The organism is Psychrobacillus insolitus, assembly GCF_003254155.1.
GTDB classification, from domain to species: domain Bacteria; phylum Bacillota; class Bacilli; order Bacillales_A; family Planococcaceae; genus Psychrobacillus; species Psychrobacillus insolitus.
Genome location: NZ_QKZI01000005.1, coordinates 149907 through 170204 on the forward strand (window position 1 = coordinate 149907; position 20298 = coordinate 170204).

A 20298-nucleotide genomic window follows, 5' to 3' on the forward strand; every position below is an offset into this window, starting at 1 on the left:
CCTAAACCTTTATATATGACAAAAGAGCCGTCAATTCGACAGCTCTTTATTTTGGGATATCATAATTTCTAACAGTGCCAGGCTTCATTTAATCCACCCTTTAGTCTTTAAAATTCCTTCTTATTGCTATTCAATATATAATAAAAGTAACTTTATGTCCAAATAGGATGGTGAAAAAATGAGAAATCGTGGAGCCACTATTATTATTGAAAACGGTCGTGTTGCATTAATAAAAAGAACAAAACCTAATAGGACCTATTATGTATTTCCTGGTGGTGGAATTGAAGCTGGCGAAACCCCTGAACAAGCAGCTATTCGTGAAACGTATGAAGAAATAGGCGTCCATGTGAGAATTCAACGATTGTTTAAAGTATTAAATTACAGCAACACCCAACATTACTATCTTGCTGACATTATTGGAGGTACTTTTGGAGTTGGTACTGGAGAAGAGTACACACATCCCTCTCTTGAAAGAGGAGGCTTTGAGCCAATTTGGATGGACCTTCACGACCTTTCTTCATTCGACGTACGGCCCAAAGAAATTGTAGAAATTATTTCTCTTGATCAAACCCGCTATAGCAAACTTGACTCTGATTCTCCACCTAGTAATTAGAGTCAAGTTCGATAAGATTGAATCCGATGAAATAAAATGAAACTCCTCTCTTTTTATGCTACTCTTTTCATATGAAAAAAATAATTCCTCTTCTAATTTTGATATTCATCGTTTTCATTTCATCTGGACAATCAGCTGAACAACAATCACTTGAAACACTACTTACAAAATGGCTTCCAAACAAACCGTTGGAATCCTTTCTTGCTATTTTTGAAATTCCCTATTGGGGCATTCTCGTTTCTATTGAAGAACGGGGATATTATCCTTTCGTTGAATTTTTGATTCGAAAAGGTACACATTTCGTTTATTTCGGGATCATAGCACTTGCCGTTTATGCTGCTTTGCCAAAGTTTACATTCCGAACGTTAGCCGCAGGAGTTCTTACGATAGTTTTTGCCATTGTAGATGAATACCATCAATCATTAACAAGCGGGCGTACCGCTACTGCTCAAGATGTAATGCTAGACACTGCCGGTGCTATTACCGCCCTTCTATTATTAACCTGTGTTCAATTCATAAAACATAGAAAAACCACTAAAGTCTAATCCTTTAGTGGTTTTTTCATTATTAAACTCACTCATTCTTTTCATATATATGTTCAAAATATGTCACAGTTCAACAAATTTCTACAAAATATGACACCTGACACTATTAATCGTAAAGTTGATAGTGTAGATTAGCGTTAACAAGAAACTATTACATTAAATAAAATTTAATACACTATATAAATAGGAGTTTTTCAATATGACTAAGAAAATAGCTTGGATTACAGATACCGCTGCTCTATTAGATGAAACTTTCATTAAAGAACATAACGTACATGTGTTACCATTAAATATTGTATTTAAAGAAGGCACTTTCAAAGAAACTGTTGATATGACTCATGATGAGTTTTATGACAAACTGCGAGATGCAAAAGTTCACCCTAAAACATCTCAGCCTGCTATTGGCGAGATGGTCAAACTTTTTGAGGATTTAAAAAAACAGGGCTATGATTGTGCGGTAGCTGTTCATGTTTCAAGTGGATTATCTGGCACTTTTGCTAGCTCACATTCAGCGTCACAAATGGCTGATTTTAAAGTTTACACTATTGATTCAAAAATCGGCTCATACCCCATGGTTAAAATGATTGAAATTGGACAAAAATTGATTGAAAATGGCACTGATGTAGAAGAAGTAGTTGAACATATTGAAAATATGACTAAGAATTCCGAGTTATCTTTCATACCATCTAGCCTAAATCAACTGCATAAAAGTGGACGTGTATCAGGTACACAAGCATTTTTAAGTAGTCTATTAAATATTAAAGTAGTCATTTCATTCGATAATGGTAGCGTTGTCATGAAAGAAAAAGTTCGTGGAAATAAACGAGCGAAAAAATATGTGACCGATTTACTTAGAAGTGACATGAAAAAAGCGAATGTCCCAGAAGTCGCAGTCATTAACTGTAACAATCCAAGAGATGCTGAAACCTGGCATGAAGAGCTATTACAGGAATTCCCAGAGCTAAAAGTAATTGTCCTACCACTCAGTGCTTGCGTTGGTGTACATGCTGGTGAGGGTACTACGGGTCTTAGTTGGGTTAGATACTAAATCATTTTTTAGAGACAATTCTAAAAAGGGAGGGATGACGCTCAGAAGTTGTATCTTCTGGAGACCCGCACGATTCTATGATTTTCTCTTTGCTAATTGCTGTAATGGATCCCAAACACCATTATACGGTGGTGCATAAGCAAGATCTAAATCTAATAAATCAGGTAGCGTCATTTCATGGAAAAGTGCTGTCGCTAGTACATCGATTCTCTTATCTACACCATTTCCTCCTATTATTTGTCCACCTAAAAGTAATTGGTTCTCTTTACCATAAAGTAGTTTGATCTGCATCATTTGATTTCCAGGGAAGTACCCAGCAATGTCGGTAGCTTGTTGTATATGAACATCATATGAAATACCTAACTGCTCCGCTTCTTTTTCAGAAAGCCCTGTTTTACCAAGAGATAAATTAAAAAACTTCATAATCGATGTCCCAACTATTCCTTTAAATTCTTTTACTTGTCCAACCATATTTAAGCCTGCAAGTCTTCCTTGTTTGTTCGCAGTAGTGCCGAGAGGGATATAATCATCGATTTGTTTTATCCGGTGGAAATGTGTTGCACAATCTCCAGCTGCATAAATACCTTCCACATTTGTTTCCAAATGACTATTTACGACGATTGCACCATTTTTTATTGTTTCAATTCCCGAATCCTTTAGAAATCCTGTCGTTGGATGAACACCTATTGCCAATATTACCAAATCAGTCGAGTAGCTTCCTTTGTCCGTTATGACAGTGTTCACACGTTTTTCTCCAGTAAATGACTGCACTTCTTCATTGAAAACGACTTCTACGTGATATTTCTTCGCTTCATCATGTATAAAGGAGGCCATGTCTTCATCAAAAATCTTGGCTAATTGATTGCCACGTTGAATAATTCGAACTTTTTTTCCGATTTCCGATAAATTCTCTGCCATTTCAAGCCCTATATAGCCCCCACCAATAATTGTTACATGCTGGACATCATCTAAATCTGCAAGAATAGCCTCTGTATTTGGTATTGTTTTAATCGTATGAATGCCTTTTAAATGGATTCCCTCTAAGTTTAGGATGTTCTGATTTGCTCCAGTCGCTATTAATAAGCGATCGTATTTTATGTTAAATGTATCTCTTGTTTGCAAAATTTGTCCTGACACTGTTTTCTTTGTCGGATCAACTTTCAGTACTTCATAACCTGTTTTTGCATCAATTCCATATTTACTTCGAAACGACTCTACACTTCTTGCAATAACATCTGTTGAAGATGGGATATGTCCACCTATTACGTAAGGTAGCCCACATTGTCCATATGAATAGATCTGCCCTTTTTCTAACGTAGTTACTTTTGCATTTTTATCATTTCTTACAATTTCCATGGCTGCACTCATTCCTGCAGCATCTCCACCAATAATTACGTAATGCATTAATCTTCCCCTCCACATTATAAGTATTTACAATTATTACCCATTTAAATAGATACTGAAACTAAAATATCCAATCCTCACTAAACCATTAAGAACTTAAATTGAGTTATGGTTTTGATAGGAGTAGAATTAAATTATCAATTTATTATGAGACGACTAGTTAAGGAGATTGTGTAGATGAAGAAACTATTTATTAAAAATGAAACACAACAAAATTGGTTAGATCGACTATTTGAATTAAAAGAAAAATTTACAAGTAAATCAGCTGAAATTGATGAACTATCTATTTTCCCTAAAGAAAACATTCAAGATTTAGTGAGTCTTGGCTATTCAAGTGTTACATTACCTAAAGAGTATAATGGCGAAGGTCTTACTGTTTACGACATGGTCCTTCTACAAGAAACAATTGCAAGCTACGATGCAAACACTGCCTTATCAATTGGATGGAGTTTGGGAGTAGTTGGAGACCTCTTCGAGAATAAACTTTGGACTCAGGATAAATTAAATTTCTTTGCAAAAGAAATTTTGAATGGAGCCCTAGTAAACCGCTCTGTAAGTGAAACACAAACGGGTAGTCCGACACGAGGCGGTCGTCCCGGTACAGCTGCAGTAAAAGATGGGAATAATTGGGTACTTAATGGAAGGAAAATATTCACAACTGCCTCACCTGTATTAACATACTTTTTAACTTCCGCTTGGATTGAAGAAGAACAAAAAGTTGGCTTCTTCCTTATTCATCGAGATACAGAAGGGGTTTCTATAGAAGATACTTGGGATGTTATCTCCATGCGGGGTACAAGTAGCAATGACTTAATCCTTAAGGATGTTGTTGTTCATGAATCAGATTTAGTAGAACTCCCTGAATTTTCAAGTGGGGGGAAACCCAATGGCTGGTTACTTCATATTCCAGCTACTTATCTTGGAGTTGCACAAGCTGCTCGTGATTACGCAGTTCACTTCGCTAATACGCATGCGCCGAATAGCTTAAATGGACCAATTGCAAAGTTACCTAATGTTCAACAACTAATAGGTGAAATTGACTTAGAACTAACAAAAGCTAGATTTATAATATATGGGGTTGCTTCTGCATATGACAATGAAAGTTCTAGGAACTTATTGTCCAATGAAATTGGCGCTGCCAAACATATTGTGACAAATTCAGCCATTACAATCGTCGATAAAGCAATGCGTTTAGTTGGAGCAAAAAGCTTACAACGAACAAATCCATTACAGCGCTACTACAGGGATGTTCGTGCAGGACTACATAACCCTCCTATGGATGACATGACAATAAAAAAATTAGCTTTAACAGCTCTTGAAGAAGACCTACAATAATAAAACCGGATGGAGACTAGTGTCTCCATCCGGTTTTATTATTTTTTCTGTGCAAATGATAATCCTTTTGCCTCAAGAGCAGCTTGAAGTTTCGTGAAAGCATTTTTCCCAATACCATGTAGCTCCATAATCTCTGCTACTGTAAACTTCGATAATTGCTCCCAGTTTTCAACATTTGCTCTTGCAAGTGCTCTTTGCGCAGGCTTTGCGAGTATTTTTTCAAAACCATTTTGGTTGATCATCGCATTCTCACCTCTTTTTGAGGTTACCCCATAATATTATATCCAGCATCCACGTACACGATTTCTCCTGTTACGCCACTTGATAAATTACTTAGAAGTGCAACAGTCATGTCCCCTACTTCTTCTTGTGTCACATTACGTTTTAACGGAGCTGTTTCCTCAATTTTATGCAAGATTGTGTTAAAAGAAGAAATGCCCTTCGCAGCTAATGTACGAACTGCTCCAGCAGAAATGGCATTGACACGAATATTATTTTTCCCTAGATCTAACGCCAAGTATTTAACAGAAGCTTCTAATGATGCTTTTGCAATTCCCATCACGTTATATCCTTCTAATACACGCTCAGCTCCTAGATAAGTCATTGTTACTAGAGAACCGCCTTCTGTCATGAATGGAGATGCTTCTCTTGCTGCAGCAATAAGTGAATATGCACTCGTATCTTGTGCAAATGCATAACCATCTCTAGATGTATTGATAAAGTCTCCTTTTAAATCTTCTGCATGAGCAAAAGCAACAGAGTGTACAACACCGTGGATTACTCCCGCTTCTTTTCCTATATGTTGGAAAGCAGCTTTTATACTTTCATCGCTATTTACGTCGCATTCAACTATTAACTTCGCTTCTAAACTATTATCCTTCAATAACTTTTCCAGCTTTCCTAAAGAACGCTCTTTACGGTAAGTAAAAATAACATTTGCTCCTACTTCAAAAAGGGACTTTGCAACTCCCCAAGCTAGGCTACGTTCATTTGCAACACCCATTACGACAATATTCTTATCTTTCAATTGAATTAAGTCTCTCATAAGTACCTCCAGTTATTTTTCTACTATATTATACCTAATATTAGTACCAGTTACTAAATTTATCATAACATATTTGATTTGTTTTGTACTATTCAATTTATCTTTTTAGGAGTTTTGAAAACGATCGTTTTCCCAGAACGTCGCACAGATACTAATGACAGGATTACCGAGAAAAGCGCAAGCGCCTATCACTGCCCCGACAGGCAAATGTGGAATCACGAGGAGGCAGCTCCTCAGCCACCGCAGTGATTCCACATTTGACCCCGAGGGGCAAGGCGCTGGAGCTAGACATATTATGCAGAAATTTTATATACTTTCTTATCCTCAAAAAAAGGGACTTGAGCAATGAAGCTCAAATCCCTTTTTGTACTAGTCTTTCTTTTTTACTTCTGCATCTTTATCATCTAATTTGAATTCGACTGCTACATCGTCAACAATACCTTTTGTAGAGTTTTTAAATTCCTTCAATGTTTCTCCAGCTGCTCTACCTAACTGAGGTAATTTGGCCGGGCCAAAGACGATTAATGCAATGATAAGTATAATTATTAAACCTGGTACGCCGATATTTGGCATGGTATTTCCCCCCATTGTTGTTTATTTATCAATTGGCGAATATGCAATAAGTTGTTGTTATTTAAAAATATAAGGTGTCTTGTATCAATTACACATTATACTCCTTCGTTTCAATTTGTAAATACAAGTGTTACGAATGTTATCACCAGAAAATAACAAACATTCATTTTAAAAACAAATGTGAAAGAAGTGTGTACAAATTGTTAAGCATATGTGTACAAGTTATGAAGGAAGTGTAGTAGAATGAGTGAGGTTGTTTTGTATCACTATTTTTTTGATTACTAAAAATACTAAATCTGCTTTTTTTAAGAGAAAGGAAAAGAAATTTGACACAGTACAATTTGGAAGAAATGAAAATTCTAAATCAAATGCTACTTGCATTATTTATAGTGGCTGATTTTGCATTATTTCTATTCTTCACTAATAACGCCTTTCCATGGTTTGCATTATTAGGCTCAGGAATTGGTCTTTCTATTATCGTTCTATGCTGGACAGGAAATAAACATACATACTTTATTGCCTCTTTACTCGTATTTACTGCTTTATTTTCTATCGTATATAACTGGCAATCAATTGTTCACTAAACAGATTTTTAAAATTCCATATTTACCTAGTTAAGTATATTAATAGACTATTTAATCATTTCAATCAGGAGGTTTTATAATGTCAGAAAAAAATGTTCCAATTTTAGATAAGCGTTCTTCTAGACGTACTTTCATCAAAAATTCTGGATTAACAGTTGGTGGGGTAGTCCTAGGTGGGGCACTTGGATCACTTTTAGGAAAAGATTCCTCTACACAAACTCAAGAAACAGCTGTACACTCCGAAGCCACTGCTTCTAATGCAAACATCGCTTTAATGTACTTTACACCTGATCAGTATCGTATAACGGAGGCTGCTTCTGAGAGAATTTTCCCGAAAGATGAAAACGGTCCCGGAGCGAAAGAATTACTTGTTGCCTATTATATTGACCACCAACTTTCAGGTGCGTGGGGAATGGGATCAAAAGAATATTCATCTGGTCCTTTCTTCCCTGGTGAAGCTACTCAAGGCTATCAAGGTCGTCAAAACCGTCAACAAATCTTCGAAATTGGTTTAAAAGGAATAGAAGATCAAAGCTTAAAAACATATGAAAAGTCTTTCATAGATCTTTCAGAAGAAGAACAAGATGCAATATTATCCGAGTTCGCTGATGGAAACGTGAAGCTTAAAGGAATATCTTCCGCTCACTTCTTCGGAGTCCTAAGAACAGCAACAATTGAAGGTGCTTACGCTGATCCATTATACGGTGGTAATGCAAATATGGAAGGTTGGAAGATGAAAAACTTCCCAGGCCATCAGATGAGCTTTGTTAATATCATTGAAAAAGAATTTACTAAGATTGAACCAATGGCATTAAACTCTCAGCACAAACATTAATAGAATCGTAATAATATAGAGATTGACGATTGAGGAGGAAATAATAATGGTAACAAAATTACCTAAAGTAGATGTTGTCACAATAGGTGTTGGCTGGTCCGCTGGTATCATCGCAGCTGAGCTAACAAAAGAAGGTAAAAAAGTTGTTGGATTAGAACGTGGTAAAGAGAGAAAAACAGAAGATTATTTTATGGCACATGATGAGCTTAGATATGCGGTTCGACATGAAATGATGCAAGATCTTTCAAAAGAAACAATTACTTTCCGTAATAATGATAAAATGCGTTCTCTTCCTATGAGATCTTATGGTTCATTCTTACTTGGTGTCGGTGTTGGTGGTTCTGGAGCACACTGGAATGGTCAAAACTTCCGTTTCCTTCCATATGATTTTGAAATGCGTACAAAAACCATTGAAAAATATGGAGTAGATAAAATACCTGCCGATATGACTATTCAAGACTGGGGTATTACGTATGATGAAATCGAGCCTTACTATGATCAATACGAAAAAATGGCAGGGATTTCTGGGGAAGACAATCCACTAGGTGGAAAACGCTCTAACCCGTTCCCTACTCCAGCGATGAAAAAAACAGAAGCAATGCGTTTATTTGATGATGCTACAAAACGAATGGGTTACCATCCGTATGTACAACCATCTGCCAATCTATCGGAAAATTATACAAACCCAGATGGAATTTCTCGAGCAGCTTGCCAATATTGTGGATTCTGTGAGCGTTTCGGCTGTGAATACGGAGCAAAAGCAGAACCTGGTGTAACTGTACTGCCAGTTGCAAAAGCCACGGGTAACTTTGAAATTCGTCCACATTCTGAAGTACGTCGTATTTTATACTCAAACGGAAAAGCTACAGGTGTTCTATACACAGACTTAATTACTGGAGAAGAATTTGAGCAACCAGCGGATGTTGTCGTATTATCAGGATATGTATTTTCAAACGTTCGTCTTCTATTACTTTCTGGAATTGGACGTCCTTACGATCCAACTACAGGTACAGGAGTTATCGGGAAAAACTATGCTTACCAAATTCGTAAAGGGAGAGCAACTGGATTCTTCGATGATCATAAATTCAACAACTTTGCTGGAGCCGGCGGTTTAGGAATGATTATCGATGACTTTAACGGGGATAACTTCGATCATACTGATTTAGATTTCATTCACGGTGGGATGATTATACTTGGTCAAACAGGACAAAGACCTATTGCAAACAACCAAGTTCCATCGGGTACTAAATCTTGGGGTAAAGATTTTAAAAACGCCTCTTTAAAATATACAAATGCTTCTTTAACTGTAAGTGGTGAAGGTGCTTCTATGGCTTATAAACAGCATTTCCTTGACCTTGATCCTACTTATAACGATGCTTTTGGTGATCCATTAGTACGAATTACTTTTGACTTCGAAGAACAAGATCGTCAATTGACGAAGTTCATGGCTACTAAGTGTGAAGCGATCCTTAAAGAGATGGGTGCTGATCATGTTGATGTTAGTGGAGACCTTGGGCCATACAACGTAGCTGAATATCAATCTACTCATAACACTGGTGGTGTAATTATGGGTGCTGATCCTGAAACTTCTGCAGTAAACAATTACTCTCAAATGTGGGACGTAGAAAATCTATTTGTTGTAGGGGCATCTTCTTTCCCGCAAAATGCTGGATACAACCCAACTGGTACAGTAGGTGCATTATCTTACCGTGCAGCTGAAGGTATTCTTAAGTATATGGAAAAAGGCGGATCTTTAATTTAATAAAAATATAAAATAATAAATCTCTATTAATAGAATTAGCAATCAACTTGAAAAGCTACCAGCCCCCTTACTAGAGGGAACTGGTAGCTTTTTCAATTCTAACTTAATACTTCTTCAATCGAATTTGCCACTCGAATTGTTTGCAGTTTTTTATCAGCTACATATCTAACAGATCCTGCACCACCGATGAAGAATTTAACCGTGTCATTCTCTGTTGCAAATTGATCTAGCTTTGGTAAAAGCTCTGGATTCTCTTCAAATGGAAGCGTAGTTGATGCTGATAATAATACAATGCTAGGTTTTAGCTTTTGGACAAGTGCTTCTATAGAACCAGGAGCTGGTGAAGCACCGACCAATATAACTTTCCAACCTCGCATCATAAATTGAAGCAAAATAATATGCAATGGAATTTCATGATGCTCACTTGGAAGACATGTACCTAATATTAAAGGAGCATCTTCTCTGTATTGATAATTTCTTCGTATTTGCACCAAGAAATCTCGTGTTACCATGCTAGAAACAGACTCTTGATACTCGTCCCATTCCTTTCTTACCCATCTATTCCCTACTTCTTTTAAAAATGGTCTTACTACTTGTGTCAAAAACCTTTCAAGTCCATAATGATTGTATCCTTGTTGCAAAATAAGATTCAGTTCAATCTCATCACAATTCGTTCCTTTTTCGAGTAATTGTAATACATAATCATTAAACCCTTCATAATCCACGCTCTTTGTTTTAAACTCTTGTTTTGGCTCATTTCCGTCTTCTTTTACGAGAATAACAGCTTGTTTAATAGAATATCCTTGCTCGGAGAGTGTTTTTACCTTCAGTAATATATTTACATCTTTTTCACTATATATTCTATAGCCATTATCTAACCTATCTGGCTGAACAAGCTCATACCGTTCTTCCCATTTGCGTATCACTTGCTTAGACAAACCTGTGACATCTGCAACTTGTTGTATATTATAATATCCGCCTGCGCGTGATTGAACCATTTTTTTCACCCTTTCAGCCTATACCTATATTGAGTAGTTTGCGTTTTACATACAACCAGTATAATGTTCACCCACAAAACATTATACAACAATTTGACGAAAAAGTGGATAGTTGTTTATAATAAATAAAATGCCGTATGAAAGGGGTCTCTCCATGTCAAAATTTAACCATTTAACAAAAGCAGCTTTAGAAGGACTATTAGCCGGTATAGTATTGACCTTTTTCTTAAAATTAGTGGAGTATTTGAGTGATTATAAAGTATATACACTTCTATTAAATGTTGACTATATTCCATTCGTCAATCAATTTAATTTCCCTGAAATTGTAGAAGTTTCTTTTCACCTCATTGTATCTATCGTTCTAAGCATATGTCTTTCTATCTTCATAGCCTATTTAAAAATAGAACTTCCAAATAAAGTCCTTCTCTTTTACACAGGCATATCTTTTCTTATTGGATTACTATTGTTCCCAACGACAGCCCTATCCACTCGAACACCACCAATTACGAGTATCCCATCCCTCACTTATTGGTTAGCTGGCCACGTTTTATTTGGTTTAATATTGGCCATTTTATATATTAAGAGAGAGAAATTTGCATCTAAACCCTAAATCGTATAACTTTTTAGAGTTTGTCGTTATACAAACGTTAGACAAACGTTTTTGTTTATGGTATTATTAACATATTAAAATAATGATATGGGATGTGACTACATGTTTTTAGCTTGGAATGAAATCAAAAAAAATAAATTGCGTTTCACCTTAATCATAGGTGTACTGATGTTAGTATCGTATCTGGTGTTTTTCCTCTCCGGACTCGCAACTGGTCTCGCTAGTTTAAACCGTGAAGCCGTAGACAAATGGGATGCAACAGCAATTGTATTAAATGTAGAATCAGATAAGAGCTTACCACAATCTTCTATTACCACCGATGAGTTAAATACAATCAAGGGAAAAGAAACTGCTGTACTTGGACAATTAAATGCCATTGCAACAAGTGGTGAACTAAAACAAAACATTTCCCTTTTCGGTATTAATCCAGATGAATTTATCATGCCCGAAGTAACGGAAGGCGATGTATTTACAAACGAAAATGAAGTCATTGCTAGTGATACCCTACAAGACGATGGATTTAAAATTGGGGATGAACTGGCATTATCTTCTACTGAAGAAAAATTAACTATTGTTGGTTTCACAGATAGTGCACGATTTAACGCTGCTCCAGTTTTATATGGTGAGCTGTCTACCTTCCAAAAAGTGAAGTTTGGCGAAGGTTCAGAAGAAAATAAAGACCAAATCAACGGAATTGTTATACGCGGAGATGACGTTGAATCCATCACTACATCAAATGATGATCTAGAAGTAATTGAAGCGGAAACATTTATCGAAAACCTACCAGGCTATACGGAACAAAGTTTAACATTGAACTTTATGATTTACTTCTTGTTCGCTATTTCATCTGTTATCGTAGCTATTTTCTTATATGTCTTAACCGTGCAAAAAATTAGTATGTTTGGCGTTATGAAAGCACAAGGTATTTCGAATGGATACTTATCTCGTTCTGTTGTTGCTCAGACATTCTTACTCGCTGTAATAGGTGTAGTTGTTGGATTCGGTTTAACATTATTAACTGGTGCATTTTTACCAAGTGCCGTACCAGTTGCTTTTGATATACCTACTATGATTATTTACGGGCTAGTGCTCATTGTTGTTGCCATTCTTGGAGCAGTATTCTCAGTGTTAACGATTGTTAAAATTGACCCGCTTAAAGCGATAGGAGGATAAATACATGGCTATTATTGAATTAAACAAAGCGAAAAAAACATTTGGCTCAGGACATAAACAAGTAGATGCTATGAAGGAAACAGACTTTACCGCTGAAAAAGGAGAGCTCATCGCCATAATTGGGCCCTCTGGATCTGGTAAGAGTACCTTTTTAACAATCGCAGGTGGCTTACAAAGTCCATCTAGCGGTGAAATTATCATTAATGATCAAAATCTTTCTAACATGAATGAAAAATCACGTTCTAAAGTGAGATTAAAAGAAATTGGTTTCATTTTACAAGCATCTAACTTGGTCCCATTTCTAACAGTGGATAATCAAATGAAGTTACTCGACAATGTGAAAAAAGACAATATGACTAAAAAAGAATTAGACAAATTATATGAAGACCTTGGGATCAGTGATTTACGTAAAAAATATCCTGCCGACTTATCCGGTGGTGAACGTCAACGTGTTGCCATTGCTAAAGCCTTATATAGTAAACCTTCCATTATTCTAGCGGATGAACCAACTGCATCTTTAGACTCGGAGCGTGCATATGAAGTTATGGAACTTTTGAAAAAAGAAACGAAGAGCAATGATACAACAACAATTGTCGTAACACATGATATTCGCTTAATCGACTACTGTGACAAAGTATATAAAATGACAGATGGGATTTTAAAACTTCAGGAAAAACAGGAATCCGAAGAGTTGAAAACATCTTAAGTGAAAAAAATCATAGTATGGTTTAGAAAAGATCTTCGCTTACATGATCATCCTGCACTGTGGGAAGCCCCAAATGCTATAGCTATGTATACCAGTTCCAATTGTTGATCATGCAAGTGCAAGGCTACGTGCTCTTGAAACATATAAAGTCATTAAATAAACCACGGGCTTAGAATTTTTAGCTCGTGGTTTATTTATATTTTTCGTAAAATACAATATATTGCATTCATATTTTTTTCAATTTCAATGTATTTTGTGATAAAATGAAACCTTAATTTATTTCGTAATTAAGGAGTGCTTTTAATTGAATATCGAACCATCTATAAAAATGTCTCTTTTTGAACCAGCTATTTTTGGTGATTTAAAAACTGCAGCAGCAACAAAAAAAGCAGCCGGTTTTAAATTATATGATTTAAGTTTAGGAAGTCCTGATCTCCCTCCAGACGAGAGAGCAAGAAAAGTATTGTCCGAACAAAGTTACTTACCACATACATACGGATATACACTAACTGGTACTAAACGATTTTACAATGCAGTTGCTGACTATTACATGCGACGTTGCAATGTTGCACTTAATCCTGAAACAGAGATTGTTCAAACGATGGGTTCACAAGAAGGACTTGTTCACCTACCACTCGCATTTTGTAATGAAGGTGACATCGTATTTACTACCAACCCTGGCTATGTAGCATATGATGCAGGTATTAAACTTGCTGGTGCCAAGCCTTACTATATGGAATTACTAGAAGAAAACAATTTTCTACCAAACTTAGATACAATCCCTGAAGAAATTGCATATAAAGCAAAAATGATGATCTTGAACTTACCGGGAAATCCAGTCCCTGCAATGCCAGATCCTGCATTTTTTGAAAAAGTCGTTGCTTTTGCCAACAAATACAACGTAATTATTCTGCATGATTCCGCTTATTCTGAGTTCTATTTTACAGGAGATTCACCAAGCAGTTTCCTTACCACTCCGGGTGCTATGGAGGTTGGGATGGAAATTAACTCATTATCAAAAAGTTTTAGTCTAGCTGGTACGCGCCTTGCATACATCGTTGGAAATGAGAAAATGATTAGCATAATGAAGCAACTTAAATCAAATTTAGATTTTGGTATCTTTGAGCCAATTCAAGAAGCTGGCATTGTAGCATTAAATAATGCAGAAGAAATTACGGATGGTCTTCGCAAAACCTATACAGAACGTCATCATGTACTTATGGAAGGTTTAACAAATATCGGTTGGAAGGTTGCTCCTTCAAGTGGTGGTATGTTTGTATGGGCGAAATATCCATACGACATGGATGATAAAGAATTTGCTTTTGAAGTAATTAAACAAGTTGGTGTTGTTATGGTTCCAGGTACTGTATTTGGATCAGCTGGAGCAGGATACGTTCGTGTTGCGCTTGTGCAAGAGGTAGAAGTGCTTAAAAATGCGGTAGAACAATTAAAGAAACTAAAATTTTAATAGATATTCCTCATTACCTGATACCCTTTTAACAATAGGTATCAGGTATTATTTTAACCAACGAAAAAACCACTCATGCCATCATGAACGGTTAATTTGATATAAATTTTTACCCGCTTTTTTCACTTCATACATTGCCTCATCCGCTGATTTTATAATAGAAGTAGCAATTGTACCAGTTGTAGTAGAATAGGCGACACCGATACTTGTCGTAATTCTTACATCTGTTTTTTGAATTGACCAAGGCGCTTCCATAACTTGATGAATTTTGTTTACTGCAGCAACAATATCCTCTTCCTTTTCAACTTGTGTCAAAAGTGCGATGAATTCGTCGCCACCAAGTCTTGCTACAACATCTTCTTCTCTAAAAGTAGATTTTAATCGGTCGCTGAATTCTTGAATCACAGAATCTCCAATTTCATGACCAAAACTATCGTTTATATTTTTAAAATCATCAATATCTAAAAGAATAACTGCAAAACTAGTGTCTTTTTCTTCTTGGCATTCTATAACCTTTGAAAGATGTATTTTAAAATATCGACGGTTTGGCAACCCAGTCAACGAATCGTGATAAGCAAAATATTGTAACTGTTCTTCTTTCTCTTTTTGAAGCGTCATATCTCTTGCAATCATTAGCATATGTTGAAAGTTTCTTTGTTCATCAAACACTGGATTCCCATTAATCTCAGTCCAAATCCATCCTCGCTCCGCGTGTTTTGCTTTTAAATGTACTGTATATGATTTTCCATCAAGAACTGATTGGTTAAATTGTTGTTCTAATATCTCAATATCATCTGAGTGTATGTTGAAAAAAGCTGGTTTTTCGCCTATACTTTCATTATTAAATCCAAATACTTCTTTACTCGAGGGGGAAACATATAAGTATTCTTTTCTTTTATTCATCAATATAACTACATCTTGTACATTTTCTGCAATAATTTGAAACCTCTTTTGACTTTCAATATATTTACCTACTAATTTATCCAACTCTCTCATGTCTTTCACTACAGCAAAAATTCCTGTGATTTCATTATTTAGCTTGATGGGTGTAAGTTTTATTAAGCAACCCACTCTTTCACCTGTCTTATCCAAAAAATTCAACCGGTAATCTTTATACGTTCCTTCCAGTGAAAGCCTAAGACATTTCCTTGCACTTTCACGATCTGCAGGGTCTACATAGTCAATAAAGTTTACTCCAATCATCTCTTCCATCGAGTAGCCACTTATTTGTTCGACAGTAAAATTACCACCTAAAATATTGCCGTTTAAATCAACTGTAAATATAGCATCTGTATTATAGTCAAATAATGATTGATACTCCGATTGAGTAATTTTCACATTCGTAATATCTTTTATGATTCCTACTATATGCGTGCATATAGCCTCGCTATTTAATATGGGTGTTAATGTAGTTTCGCCAAATATCCGCTCTCCTGTATTTGTGATAAAGATATTTTCAAAAACAACTATTTCTTTGCTTTTTAAAACTTGATTGAACTGCAGCTCTATATTATTTAATATATTCTGACCATTAAATTCTGGGGTTTTCTTACCTATATCATTTTCATTAAGGTCTAGTTTCTCCATTACAGCTCTATTTAAAAATTCACAATAACAAGTATCTCCCTCTACTCTTACAATATAAACCATTTCTTGTATACCGTCCATCAATGCTTTTACTAAAGAAAGCTTAGCTTTTGACATACTCAATCAACTCCGAATGTTAGTAATGTTACCTTTATTTAAACATATTTTTTACATATTAGCGAATTGAAAAAGACCAAGGAACTTAGGCAAACATGCCCTAGTTTTCACTTGATCCCATTCTCTTAGCTTTTGGATGTATGAGTGCAAATTTCTCCCATCTTTTGCTTTTCCATCTAAAATACATAATAATTGCACGAGTCCATTCATCTGCAGCAATCGCAAGCCAAATACCTGGCAACCCCAAATCTAATACGAAAACTAACAAGTAACCTAATGGTAAACTCATCATAACCATCGATAATGCTCCAATAGCTACAGGAAAACTAGCATCACCGGCTGCTCTTAAAGAGTTTATAATCACGATATTCATCGTGCGGCCCGTTTCAAGTAACAAGCTTAGTACTAATACAGATGCTCCAATTTTAATAATTTGCTCATTATCCGTAAATAAACTCATTAATGGTATACGGAAAATCGTTACTATCGCAACCATAACTAATGTGAAAACTAGCGCTCGTTTCACACTGAACCAAACTGCCTTATACGCTTCTTCCGTTTCACTCGCTCCTACAAATCTACCTACAATAATTGCCGTTCCCATTCCAATAGCGATGGCAAATAAATAAGTAAACATCGATATATTTACTGCATATTGCCTTGCCGCTAAGGACTCTGCTCCTAAATACGTTGCATAGTATAAGAATACAATTTGGCAGCCTTGATATAAAATTTGTTCAAATGCAGAAGGTAATCCAATTTGTAGAATCTTACGAATATACTCTTTGGAAATCGTAAAATAATACTCTACTTTCACGCGATATTCCATCACTTGATAAAGTAACCAGAAGAATACAAGTAAAGCTACAAAGCGGCTAACAACTGATGAAATAGCTGCTCCTTGCACACCTAATTGCGGGAAACCAAAGTTTCCAAATATTAATAAGTAATTTCCGATAACATGAATAATGTTCATACCTAAGGAAACAAACATCGTCTGCTTTGTATACCCATGAACACGGATAATAGCAGCCAATGCATTTATAACAGCTTGAAGGAAAATTGCTCCACCTACAATTGATAAATATTGATGTGCATGAGCTAGTACTTCGCCTTCTAAATTCATCGCTGACATGATGCTTTTCGAAAATAAAACGAATCCAATACTTAAAACAATGCCGACCCCTAGATTCAATGTCACTGCTAATCCAGAAATCTTCGAAGCTTCGATATAACGTTTAGAACCCAAATACTGCGAGACAACAATCGCTGCTCCGTTTCCAACTACTTCTAATATTAATATAGCAATATGAATATACTGATTCGCTGCTCCCACACCAGATACTGCATCATCTGAGAGTGCACTCAGCATGAACGTATCCGCAATTCCCATTAGCATAAATAAAAATACTTCTAAAAAAATAGGCCAAGTTAAATGAAAGAGGCTTAACTTCTCTCCCAAATCTTTCTTCTTACTAATCGCCACTAAAATTCCTTCTTTACATTGATTTTAACTAGAGAAGTCTTACCACAGAATGGATATTCCCACTATAGTTTAGTTGCTCTCTCTTGCTTGTTTTCAAACGAAATATTTATACTTAACGAATAGACAAGGAGGATTCTCATGTATATATATTTAACATCTGGCACACCTGATTTCATGCAATCATTAGAATTGGAACATCCAAAAGAAAAAATGTTTTTTTTACAAGGTGAAGACAATACTGTACTACTTCATGAAACAGTAGAATCAACTATTTTTGAATCCCCAAGAAAATATGAAATACTCGATCAATCTGGAGAACTTCACAGCAAAGGTTTCTTTGTCTTTAATAACATCCCAGTTACAGATGAAGGTAGACCGATCTTCGAACAGCGTTTTCAAAACCGTGCACGCGCAATTGAAAATGAACCAGGTTTTGTTGCAATTCGTGTCATGAGACCATTAAATTCCGATACATATATTATTTTGACAGAGTGGTCTGAAGAAAGTGCATTTAAAGCTTGGCAATCTTCGCAAGCGTATAATACAGCGCATAAAAAACGCGGTACAGATGAGGGAATAGACAAACGCCCCAATATTTTCGCAGGCCCTACCTATGTAAAAACATATACTGGTTTATAAATAATTAGAAAAGCGGAAGCGCCTATCTCTGCCCCGACAGGCAAATGGGGAATCGCGAGGAGGCAGCTCCTCAGCCACCGCAGTGATTCCCCATTTGCCTGTCGGGGCAAGGCGCTGGAGCTAGACATATTATGCAGAAATTTTATATACTTTCTCAAATAAGAAGAAAAGCGGCTATCCAGTAGAGGATAGCCACTTAATTTTTATATTTTAATTAGAAATCCTACTATATGTTATTCAATGCCAACTTGTTTATGAATATATACTTTCAATGAATCTTCCGAAAGTTCCAGTTCATTAATGAGAAGACTATTTTTAATGTAAGCTAATTTGTTTCTTTCCACCGCATCGGATTGAATGTGTAGAATATTGTCAATATGAAGAATTCCTTCATTTGTGATTCTTTGCTTGCCATCTTCTTTGGTAACATTAACCATACCCTTACCTTTTAATTCTTCGTTTATTGTTGCAAACTCTTCACTTGCATTCAATGCCTGTTCCAATTCCATCCTAGCATCTTCCGACTCTTCAAGAAAATTATAAATATAATAAGACAGTAGTGTTTGTTCTTTTCTTGTTAGTTTTTCCATTATTATAAGCCTCCTCTAATTTACTTTATTCACCAGAATCCTTCTTCATGCATACAACTAACTATTATTTTAACATAAAAAAATGACTCGAACCTCTTTTAAGTTCGAGTCAACGTATATTTTTATCATAAAACTTTTTGAATATCTTTTTTAAATGACTCTGGATTGTCAGTTGGAGCGTATCGTTCTACTAAATTTCCTTCTTTATCTACAAGGAATTTTGTAAAATTCCATTTGATACTATTTGATAAAAAGCCTTTACTATGCGAAGTCAAATAATCAAATAAAGGATGTGCATCCTTGCCATTTAATTTTACCAACTCATGCATCGGAAATGACACTCCGTAACTTAGGCGACAAGCCTCTGCAGCATCCTCTGCACTACCAGACTCTTGCTTAAATTGGTTGGAAGGGAATCCAAGTACCATTAACCCTTGATCTTTGTACTCATTATATAACTTTTCTAACCCATCAAATTGGCCACTAAGTCCACATTTCGTAGCCGTGTTAACGATTAGCATTGGTTTTCCTTTGTACTCGCTTAAATCATATTCCACACCGTTAGAATTTTTCACTTTAATATCATAAATACTCATTTCAATCACTCCTTCAATTTTCATTAGTCTATCTGCCCTAAAAACGAATTTAAATCTTTCAAATTAGACATAAGTGTTTCAGCGTTTAGTTCTAAAAAATTGCAGTTGATAACTTTCTGGATGATCGCTTTTTCTATTAACTTTTCTTCATTTTTTGCTTTTTCTGTTAATGAAATGATAAATGAACGTTTATCTATTTCAGACTGTCTCTTATCAAGCCATCCTCGATCGATCATTCGAGTAATGATAGGATTCAAAGTTCCTATCCCAAGCTCCAATCGATTCCCAATATCCTTTGCAAGCAAGTGATCTTCGTCCCACAGCGTTAATAATACTAAGTACTGCGTAAATGTTAATTGAAATGGTTCCAAAGTACGTGCATATATCTTTGCAAAGTTACTGGAAGCTTTGTATACTTCAAAACATAATTGTTGATCTAGTTTTGATGGAGTGTTCATGTTTTATCTACACCTACATATTTATTTATTTTACAATATTCTCTTCACGAGATAATACATCGCTCCCGATCTATATATATTACATTAAACTATATCGTTCACGATGTAAAGAAAGGAGATTTACAC

At 35.7% G+C, this 20298-nt stretch carries 23 protein-coding genes; 13 read left to right on the forward strand and 10 right to left on the reverse strand.

The window, feature by feature from the left end:
- Positions 1-178: 178 nt before the first annotated feature.
- The 3 genes from C7437_RS12165 to C7437_RS12175 all read left to right on the forward strand — a co-directional run bounded on the left by C7437_RS12165 (position 179) and on the right by C7437_RS12175 (position 2206).
- Complete coding sequence (locus C7437_RS12165; RefSeq protein WP_111440000.1) at positions 179-613, forward strand: NUDIX hydrolase; 435 nt, start codon at positions 179-181, stop codon at positions 611-613.
- 71 nt (positions 614-684) lie between these two features.
- Complete coding sequence (locus C7437_RS12170; protein WP_111440001.1) at positions 685-1158, forward strand: VanZ family protein; 474 nt, start codon at positions 685-687, stop codon at positions 1156-1158.
- A gap of 199 nt (positions 1159-1357) precedes the next feature.
- Positions 1358-2206 carry a DegV family protein gene (locus tag C7437_RS12175; protein ID WP_111440002.1) on the forward strand — a complete coding sequence of 283 codons (849 nt, stop codon included), beginning with the start codon at positions 1358-1360 and terminating at the stop codon, positions 2204-2206.
- Positions 2207-2281: 75 nt separating this feature from the next.
- Here the strand turns inward: C7437_RS12175 and C7437_RS12180 are convergent, their stop codons facing one another.
- Positions 2282-3610: an FAD-dependent oxidoreductase gene (locus C7437_RS12180; RefSeq protein WP_111440003.1), complete on the reverse strand. Its 1329-nt coding sequence runs from the start codon at positions 3608-3610 to the stop codon at positions 2282-2284.
- A 177-nt stretch (positions 3611-3787) separates the two neighbouring features.
- On the opposite strand from C7437_RS12180, the gene C7437_RS12185 reads away from it, so the two are divergent.
- Complete coding sequence (locus C7437_RS12185) at positions 3788-4945, forward strand: acyl-CoA dehydrogenase family protein (RefSeq protein ID WP_111440004.1); 1158 nt, start codon at positions 3788-3790, stop codon at positions 4943-4945.
- 38 nt (positions 4946-4983) lie between these two features.
- On the opposite strand, the gene C7437_RS12190 is transcribed toward C7437_RS12185, so the two are convergent.
- The 3 genes from C7437_RS12190 to tatA all read right to left on the reverse strand — a co-directional run bounded on the left by C7437_RS12190 (position 4984) and on the right by tatA (position 6563).
- The gene (locus tag C7437_RS12190; protein WP_111440005.1) at positions 4984-5187 is read right to left on the reverse strand and encodes a helix-hairpin-helix domain-containing protein; all 204 of its coding nucleotides are present in this window, start codon (positions 5185-5187) and stop codon (positions 4984-4986) included.
- 23 nt (positions 5188-5210) lie between these two features.
- The gene (fabI, locus tag C7437_RS12195) at positions 5211-5990 is read right to left on the reverse strand and encodes an enoyl-ACP reductase FabI (protein WP_111440006.1); all 780 of its coding nucleotides are present in this window, start codon (positions 5988-5990) and stop codon (positions 5211-5213) included.
- A 369-nt stretch (positions 5991-6359) separates the two neighbouring features.
- Entirely contained in the window at positions 6360-6563 is a 204-nt protein-coding gene (gene tatA, locus C7437_RS12200; RefSeq protein WP_111440007.1) for a twin-arginine translocase TatA/TatE family subunit, read from the reverse strand.
- A gap of 326 nt (positions 6564-6889) precedes the next feature.
- Between tatA and C7437_RS12205 the strand changes: the two genes are divergently transcribed.
- From C7437_RS12205 to C7437_RS12215, 3 genes are all read left to right on the forward strand, one after another.
- Positions 6890-7147, forward strand: a complete 258-nt coding sequence (locus tag C7437_RS12205) for a hypothetical protein (RefSeq protein WP_111440008.1) — start codon at positions 6890-6892, stop codon at positions 7145-7147.
- Between the two features lie 79 nt (positions 7148-7226).
- A complete protein-coding gene (locus tag C7437_RS12210) occupies positions 7227-7982 on the forward strand; it encodes a gluconate 2-dehydrogenase subunit 3 family protein (RefSeq protein ID WP_111440009.1) in 756 nt (251 codons plus the stop codon).
- 46 nt (positions 7983-8028) lie between these two features.
- Entirely contained in the window at positions 8029-9744 is a 1716-nt protein-coding gene (locus tag C7437_RS12215) for a GMC family oxidoreductase (protein ID WP_111440010.1), read from the forward strand.
- 98 nt (positions 9745-9842) lie between these two features.
- Here the strand turns inward: C7437_RS12215 and C7437_RS12220 are convergent, their stop codons facing one another.
- A complete protein-coding gene (locus C7437_RS12220; protein WP_111440011.1) occupies positions 9843-10742 on the reverse strand; it encodes a MerR family transcriptional regulator in 900 nt (299 codons plus the stop codon).
- A 154-nt stretch (positions 10743-10896) separates the two neighbouring features.
- Between C7437_RS12220 and C7437_RS12225 the strand changes: the two genes are divergently transcribed.
- The 5 genes from C7437_RS12225 (at position 10897) to C7437_RS12245 (ending at position 14699) form a co-directional block, all read left to right on the forward strand.
- Complete coding sequence (locus C7437_RS12225; protein ID WP_111440012.1) at positions 10897-11352, forward strand: hypothetical protein; 456 nt, start codon at positions 10897-10899, stop codon at positions 11350-11352.
- A gap of 102 nt (positions 11353-11454) precedes the next feature.
- A complete protein-coding gene (locus C7437_RS12230) occupies positions 11455-12525 on the forward strand; it encodes an ABC transporter permease (protein WP_111440013.1) in 1071 nt (356 codons plus the stop codon).
- Positions 12526-12529: 4 nt separating this feature from the next.
- A complete protein-coding gene (locus tag C7437_RS12235; protein ID WP_111440014.1) occupies positions 12530-13231 on the forward strand; it encodes an ABC transporter ATP-binding protein in 702 nt (233 codons plus the stop codon).
- On the forward strand, positions 13232-13339 hold the full coding sequence (locus C7437_RS17465) for a deoxyribodipyrimidine photo-lyase (RefSeq protein WP_111440015.1): 108 nt from the start codon (positions 13232-13234) through the stop codon (positions 13337-13339).
- A 196-nt stretch (positions 13340-13535) separates the two neighbouring features.
- A complete protein-coding gene (locus C7437_RS12245; RefSeq protein ID WP_111440016.1) occupies positions 13536-14699 on the forward strand; it encodes an aminotransferase class I/II-fold pyridoxal phosphate-dependent enzyme in 1164 nt (387 codons plus the stop codon).
- A gap of 81 nt (positions 14700-14780) precedes the next feature.
- Here C7437_RS12245 and C7437_RS12250 read toward each other — a convergent pair whose 3' ends face one another.
- Together C7437_RS12250 and C7437_RS12255 are read right to left on the reverse strand one after the other, a co-directional pair.
- Positions 14781-16403, reverse strand: a complete 1623-nt coding sequence (locus tag C7437_RS12250; RefSeq protein WP_111440017.1) for a diguanylate cyclase domain-containing protein — start codon at positions 16401-16403, stop codon at positions 14781-14783.
- Positions 16404-16503: 100 nt separating this feature from the next.
- Complete coding sequence (locus tag C7437_RS12255) at positions 16504-17889, reverse strand: MATE family efflux transporter (protein ID WP_245909285.1); 1386 nt, start codon at positions 17887-17889, stop codon at positions 16504-16506.
- A gap of 138 nt (positions 17890-18027) precedes the next feature.
- On the opposite strand from C7437_RS12255, the gene C7437_RS12260 reads away from it, so the two are divergent.
- Entirely contained in the window at positions 18028-18528 is a 501-nt protein-coding gene (locus tag C7437_RS12260) for an antibiotic biosynthesis monooxygenase family protein (protein ID WP_111440019.1), read from the forward strand.
- Positions 18529-18761: 233 nt separating this feature from the next.
- Here the strand turns inward: C7437_RS12260 and C7437_RS12265 are convergent, their stop codons facing one another.
- The 3 genes from C7437_RS12265 to C7437_RS12275 all read right to left on the reverse strand — a co-directional run bounded on the left by C7437_RS12265 (position 18762) and on the right by C7437_RS12275 (position 20172).
- Entirely contained in the window at positions 18762-19118 is a 357-nt protein-coding gene (locus C7437_RS12265) for a hypothetical protein (protein ID WP_111440020.1), read from the reverse strand.
- A 125-nt stretch (positions 19119-19243) separates the two neighbouring features.
- The gene (locus tag C7437_RS12270; RefSeq protein WP_111440044.1) at positions 19244-19714 is read right to left on the reverse strand and encodes a glutathione peroxidase; all 471 of its coding nucleotides are present in this window, start codon (positions 19712-19714) and stop codon (positions 19244-19246) included.
- A 23-nt stretch (positions 19715-19737) separates the two neighbouring features.
- A complete protein-coding gene (locus tag C7437_RS12275; RefSeq protein ID WP_111440021.1) occupies positions 19738-20172 on the reverse strand; it encodes a MarR family winged helix-turn-helix transcriptional regulator in 435 nt (144 codons plus the stop codon).
- Positions 20173-20298 lie beyond the last annotated feature (126 nt).

Excerpts from the sequence above, each read along its gene's own strand:
- C7437_RS12165 (WP_111440000.1), top strand. The coding sequence starts at position 179 with ATGAGAAATCGTGGAGCCACTATTATTATTGAAAACGGTCGTGTTGCA.
- C7437_RS12170 (WP_111440001.1), top strand. The coding sequence starts at position 685 with ATGAAAAAAATAATTCCTCTTCTAATTTTGATATTCATCGTTTTCATT.
- C7437_RS12175 (WP_111440002.1), top strand. The coding sequence starts at position 1,358 with ATGACTAAGAAAATAGCTTGGATTACAGATACCGCTGCTCTATTAGAT.
- C7437_RS12180 (WP_111440003.1), bottom strand. The coding sequence starts at position 3,610 with ATGCATTACGTAATTATTGGTGGAGATGCTGCAGGAATGAGTGCAGCC.
- C7437_RS12185 (WP_111440004.1), top strand. The coding sequence starts at position 3,788 with ATGAAGAAACTATTTATTAAAAATGAAACACAACAAAATTGGTTAGAT.
- C7437_RS12190 (WP_111440005.1), bottom strand. The coding sequence starts at position 5,187 with ATGATCAACCAAAATGGTTTTGAAAAAATACTCGCAAAGCCTGCGCAA.
- fabI (WP_111440006.1), bottom strand. The coding sequence starts at position 5,990 with ATGAGAGACTTAATTCAATTGAAAGATAAGAATATTGTCGTAATGGGT.
- tatA (WP_111440007.1), bottom strand. The coding sequence starts at position 6,563 with ATGCCAAATATCGGCGTACCAGGTTTAATAATTATACTTATCATTGCA.
- C7437_RS12210 (WP_111440009.1), top strand. The coding sequence starts at position 7,227 with ATGTCAGAAAAAAATGTTCCAATTTTAGATAAGCGTTCTTCTAGACGT.
- C7437_RS12215 (WP_111440010.1), top strand. The coding sequence starts at position 8,029 with ATGGTAACAAAATTACCTAAAGTAGATGTTGTCACAATAGGTGTTGGC.
- C7437_RS12220 (WP_111440011.1), bottom strand. The coding sequence starts at position 10,742 with ATGGTTCAATCACGCGCAGGCGGATATTATAATATACAACAAGTTGCA.
- C7437_RS12225 (WP_111440012.1), top strand. The coding sequence starts at position 10,897 with ATGTCAAAATTTAACCATTTAACAAAAGCAGCTTTAGAAGGACTATTA.
- C7437_RS12230 (WP_111440013.1), top strand. The coding sequence starts at position 11,455 with ATGTTTTTAGCTTGGAATGAAATCAAAAAAAATAAATTGCGTTTCACC.
- C7437_RS12235 (WP_111440014.1), top strand. The coding sequence starts at position 12,530 with ATGGCTATTATTGAATTAAACAAAGCGAAAAAAACATTTGGCTCAGGA.
- C7437_RS12250 (WP_111440017.1), bottom strand. The coding sequence starts at position 16,403 with ATGTCAAAAGCTAAGCTTTCTTTAGTAAAAGCATTGATGGACGGTATA.
- C7437_RS12260 (WP_111440019.1), top strand. The coding sequence starts at position 18,028 with ATGTATATATATTTAACATCTGGCACACCTGATTTCATGCAATCATTA.
- C7437_RS12265 (WP_111440020.1), bottom strand. The coding sequence starts at position 19,118 with ATGGAAAAACTAACAAGAAAAGAACAAACACTACTGTCTTATTATATT.
- C7437_RS12270 (WP_111440044.1), bottom strand. The coding sequence starts at position 19,714 with ATGAGTATTTATGATATTAAAGTGAAAAATTCTAACGGTGTGGAATAT.
- C7437_RS12275 (WP_111440021.1), bottom strand. The coding sequence starts at position 20,172 with ATGAACACTCCATCAAAACTAGATCAACAATTATGTTTTGAAGTATAC.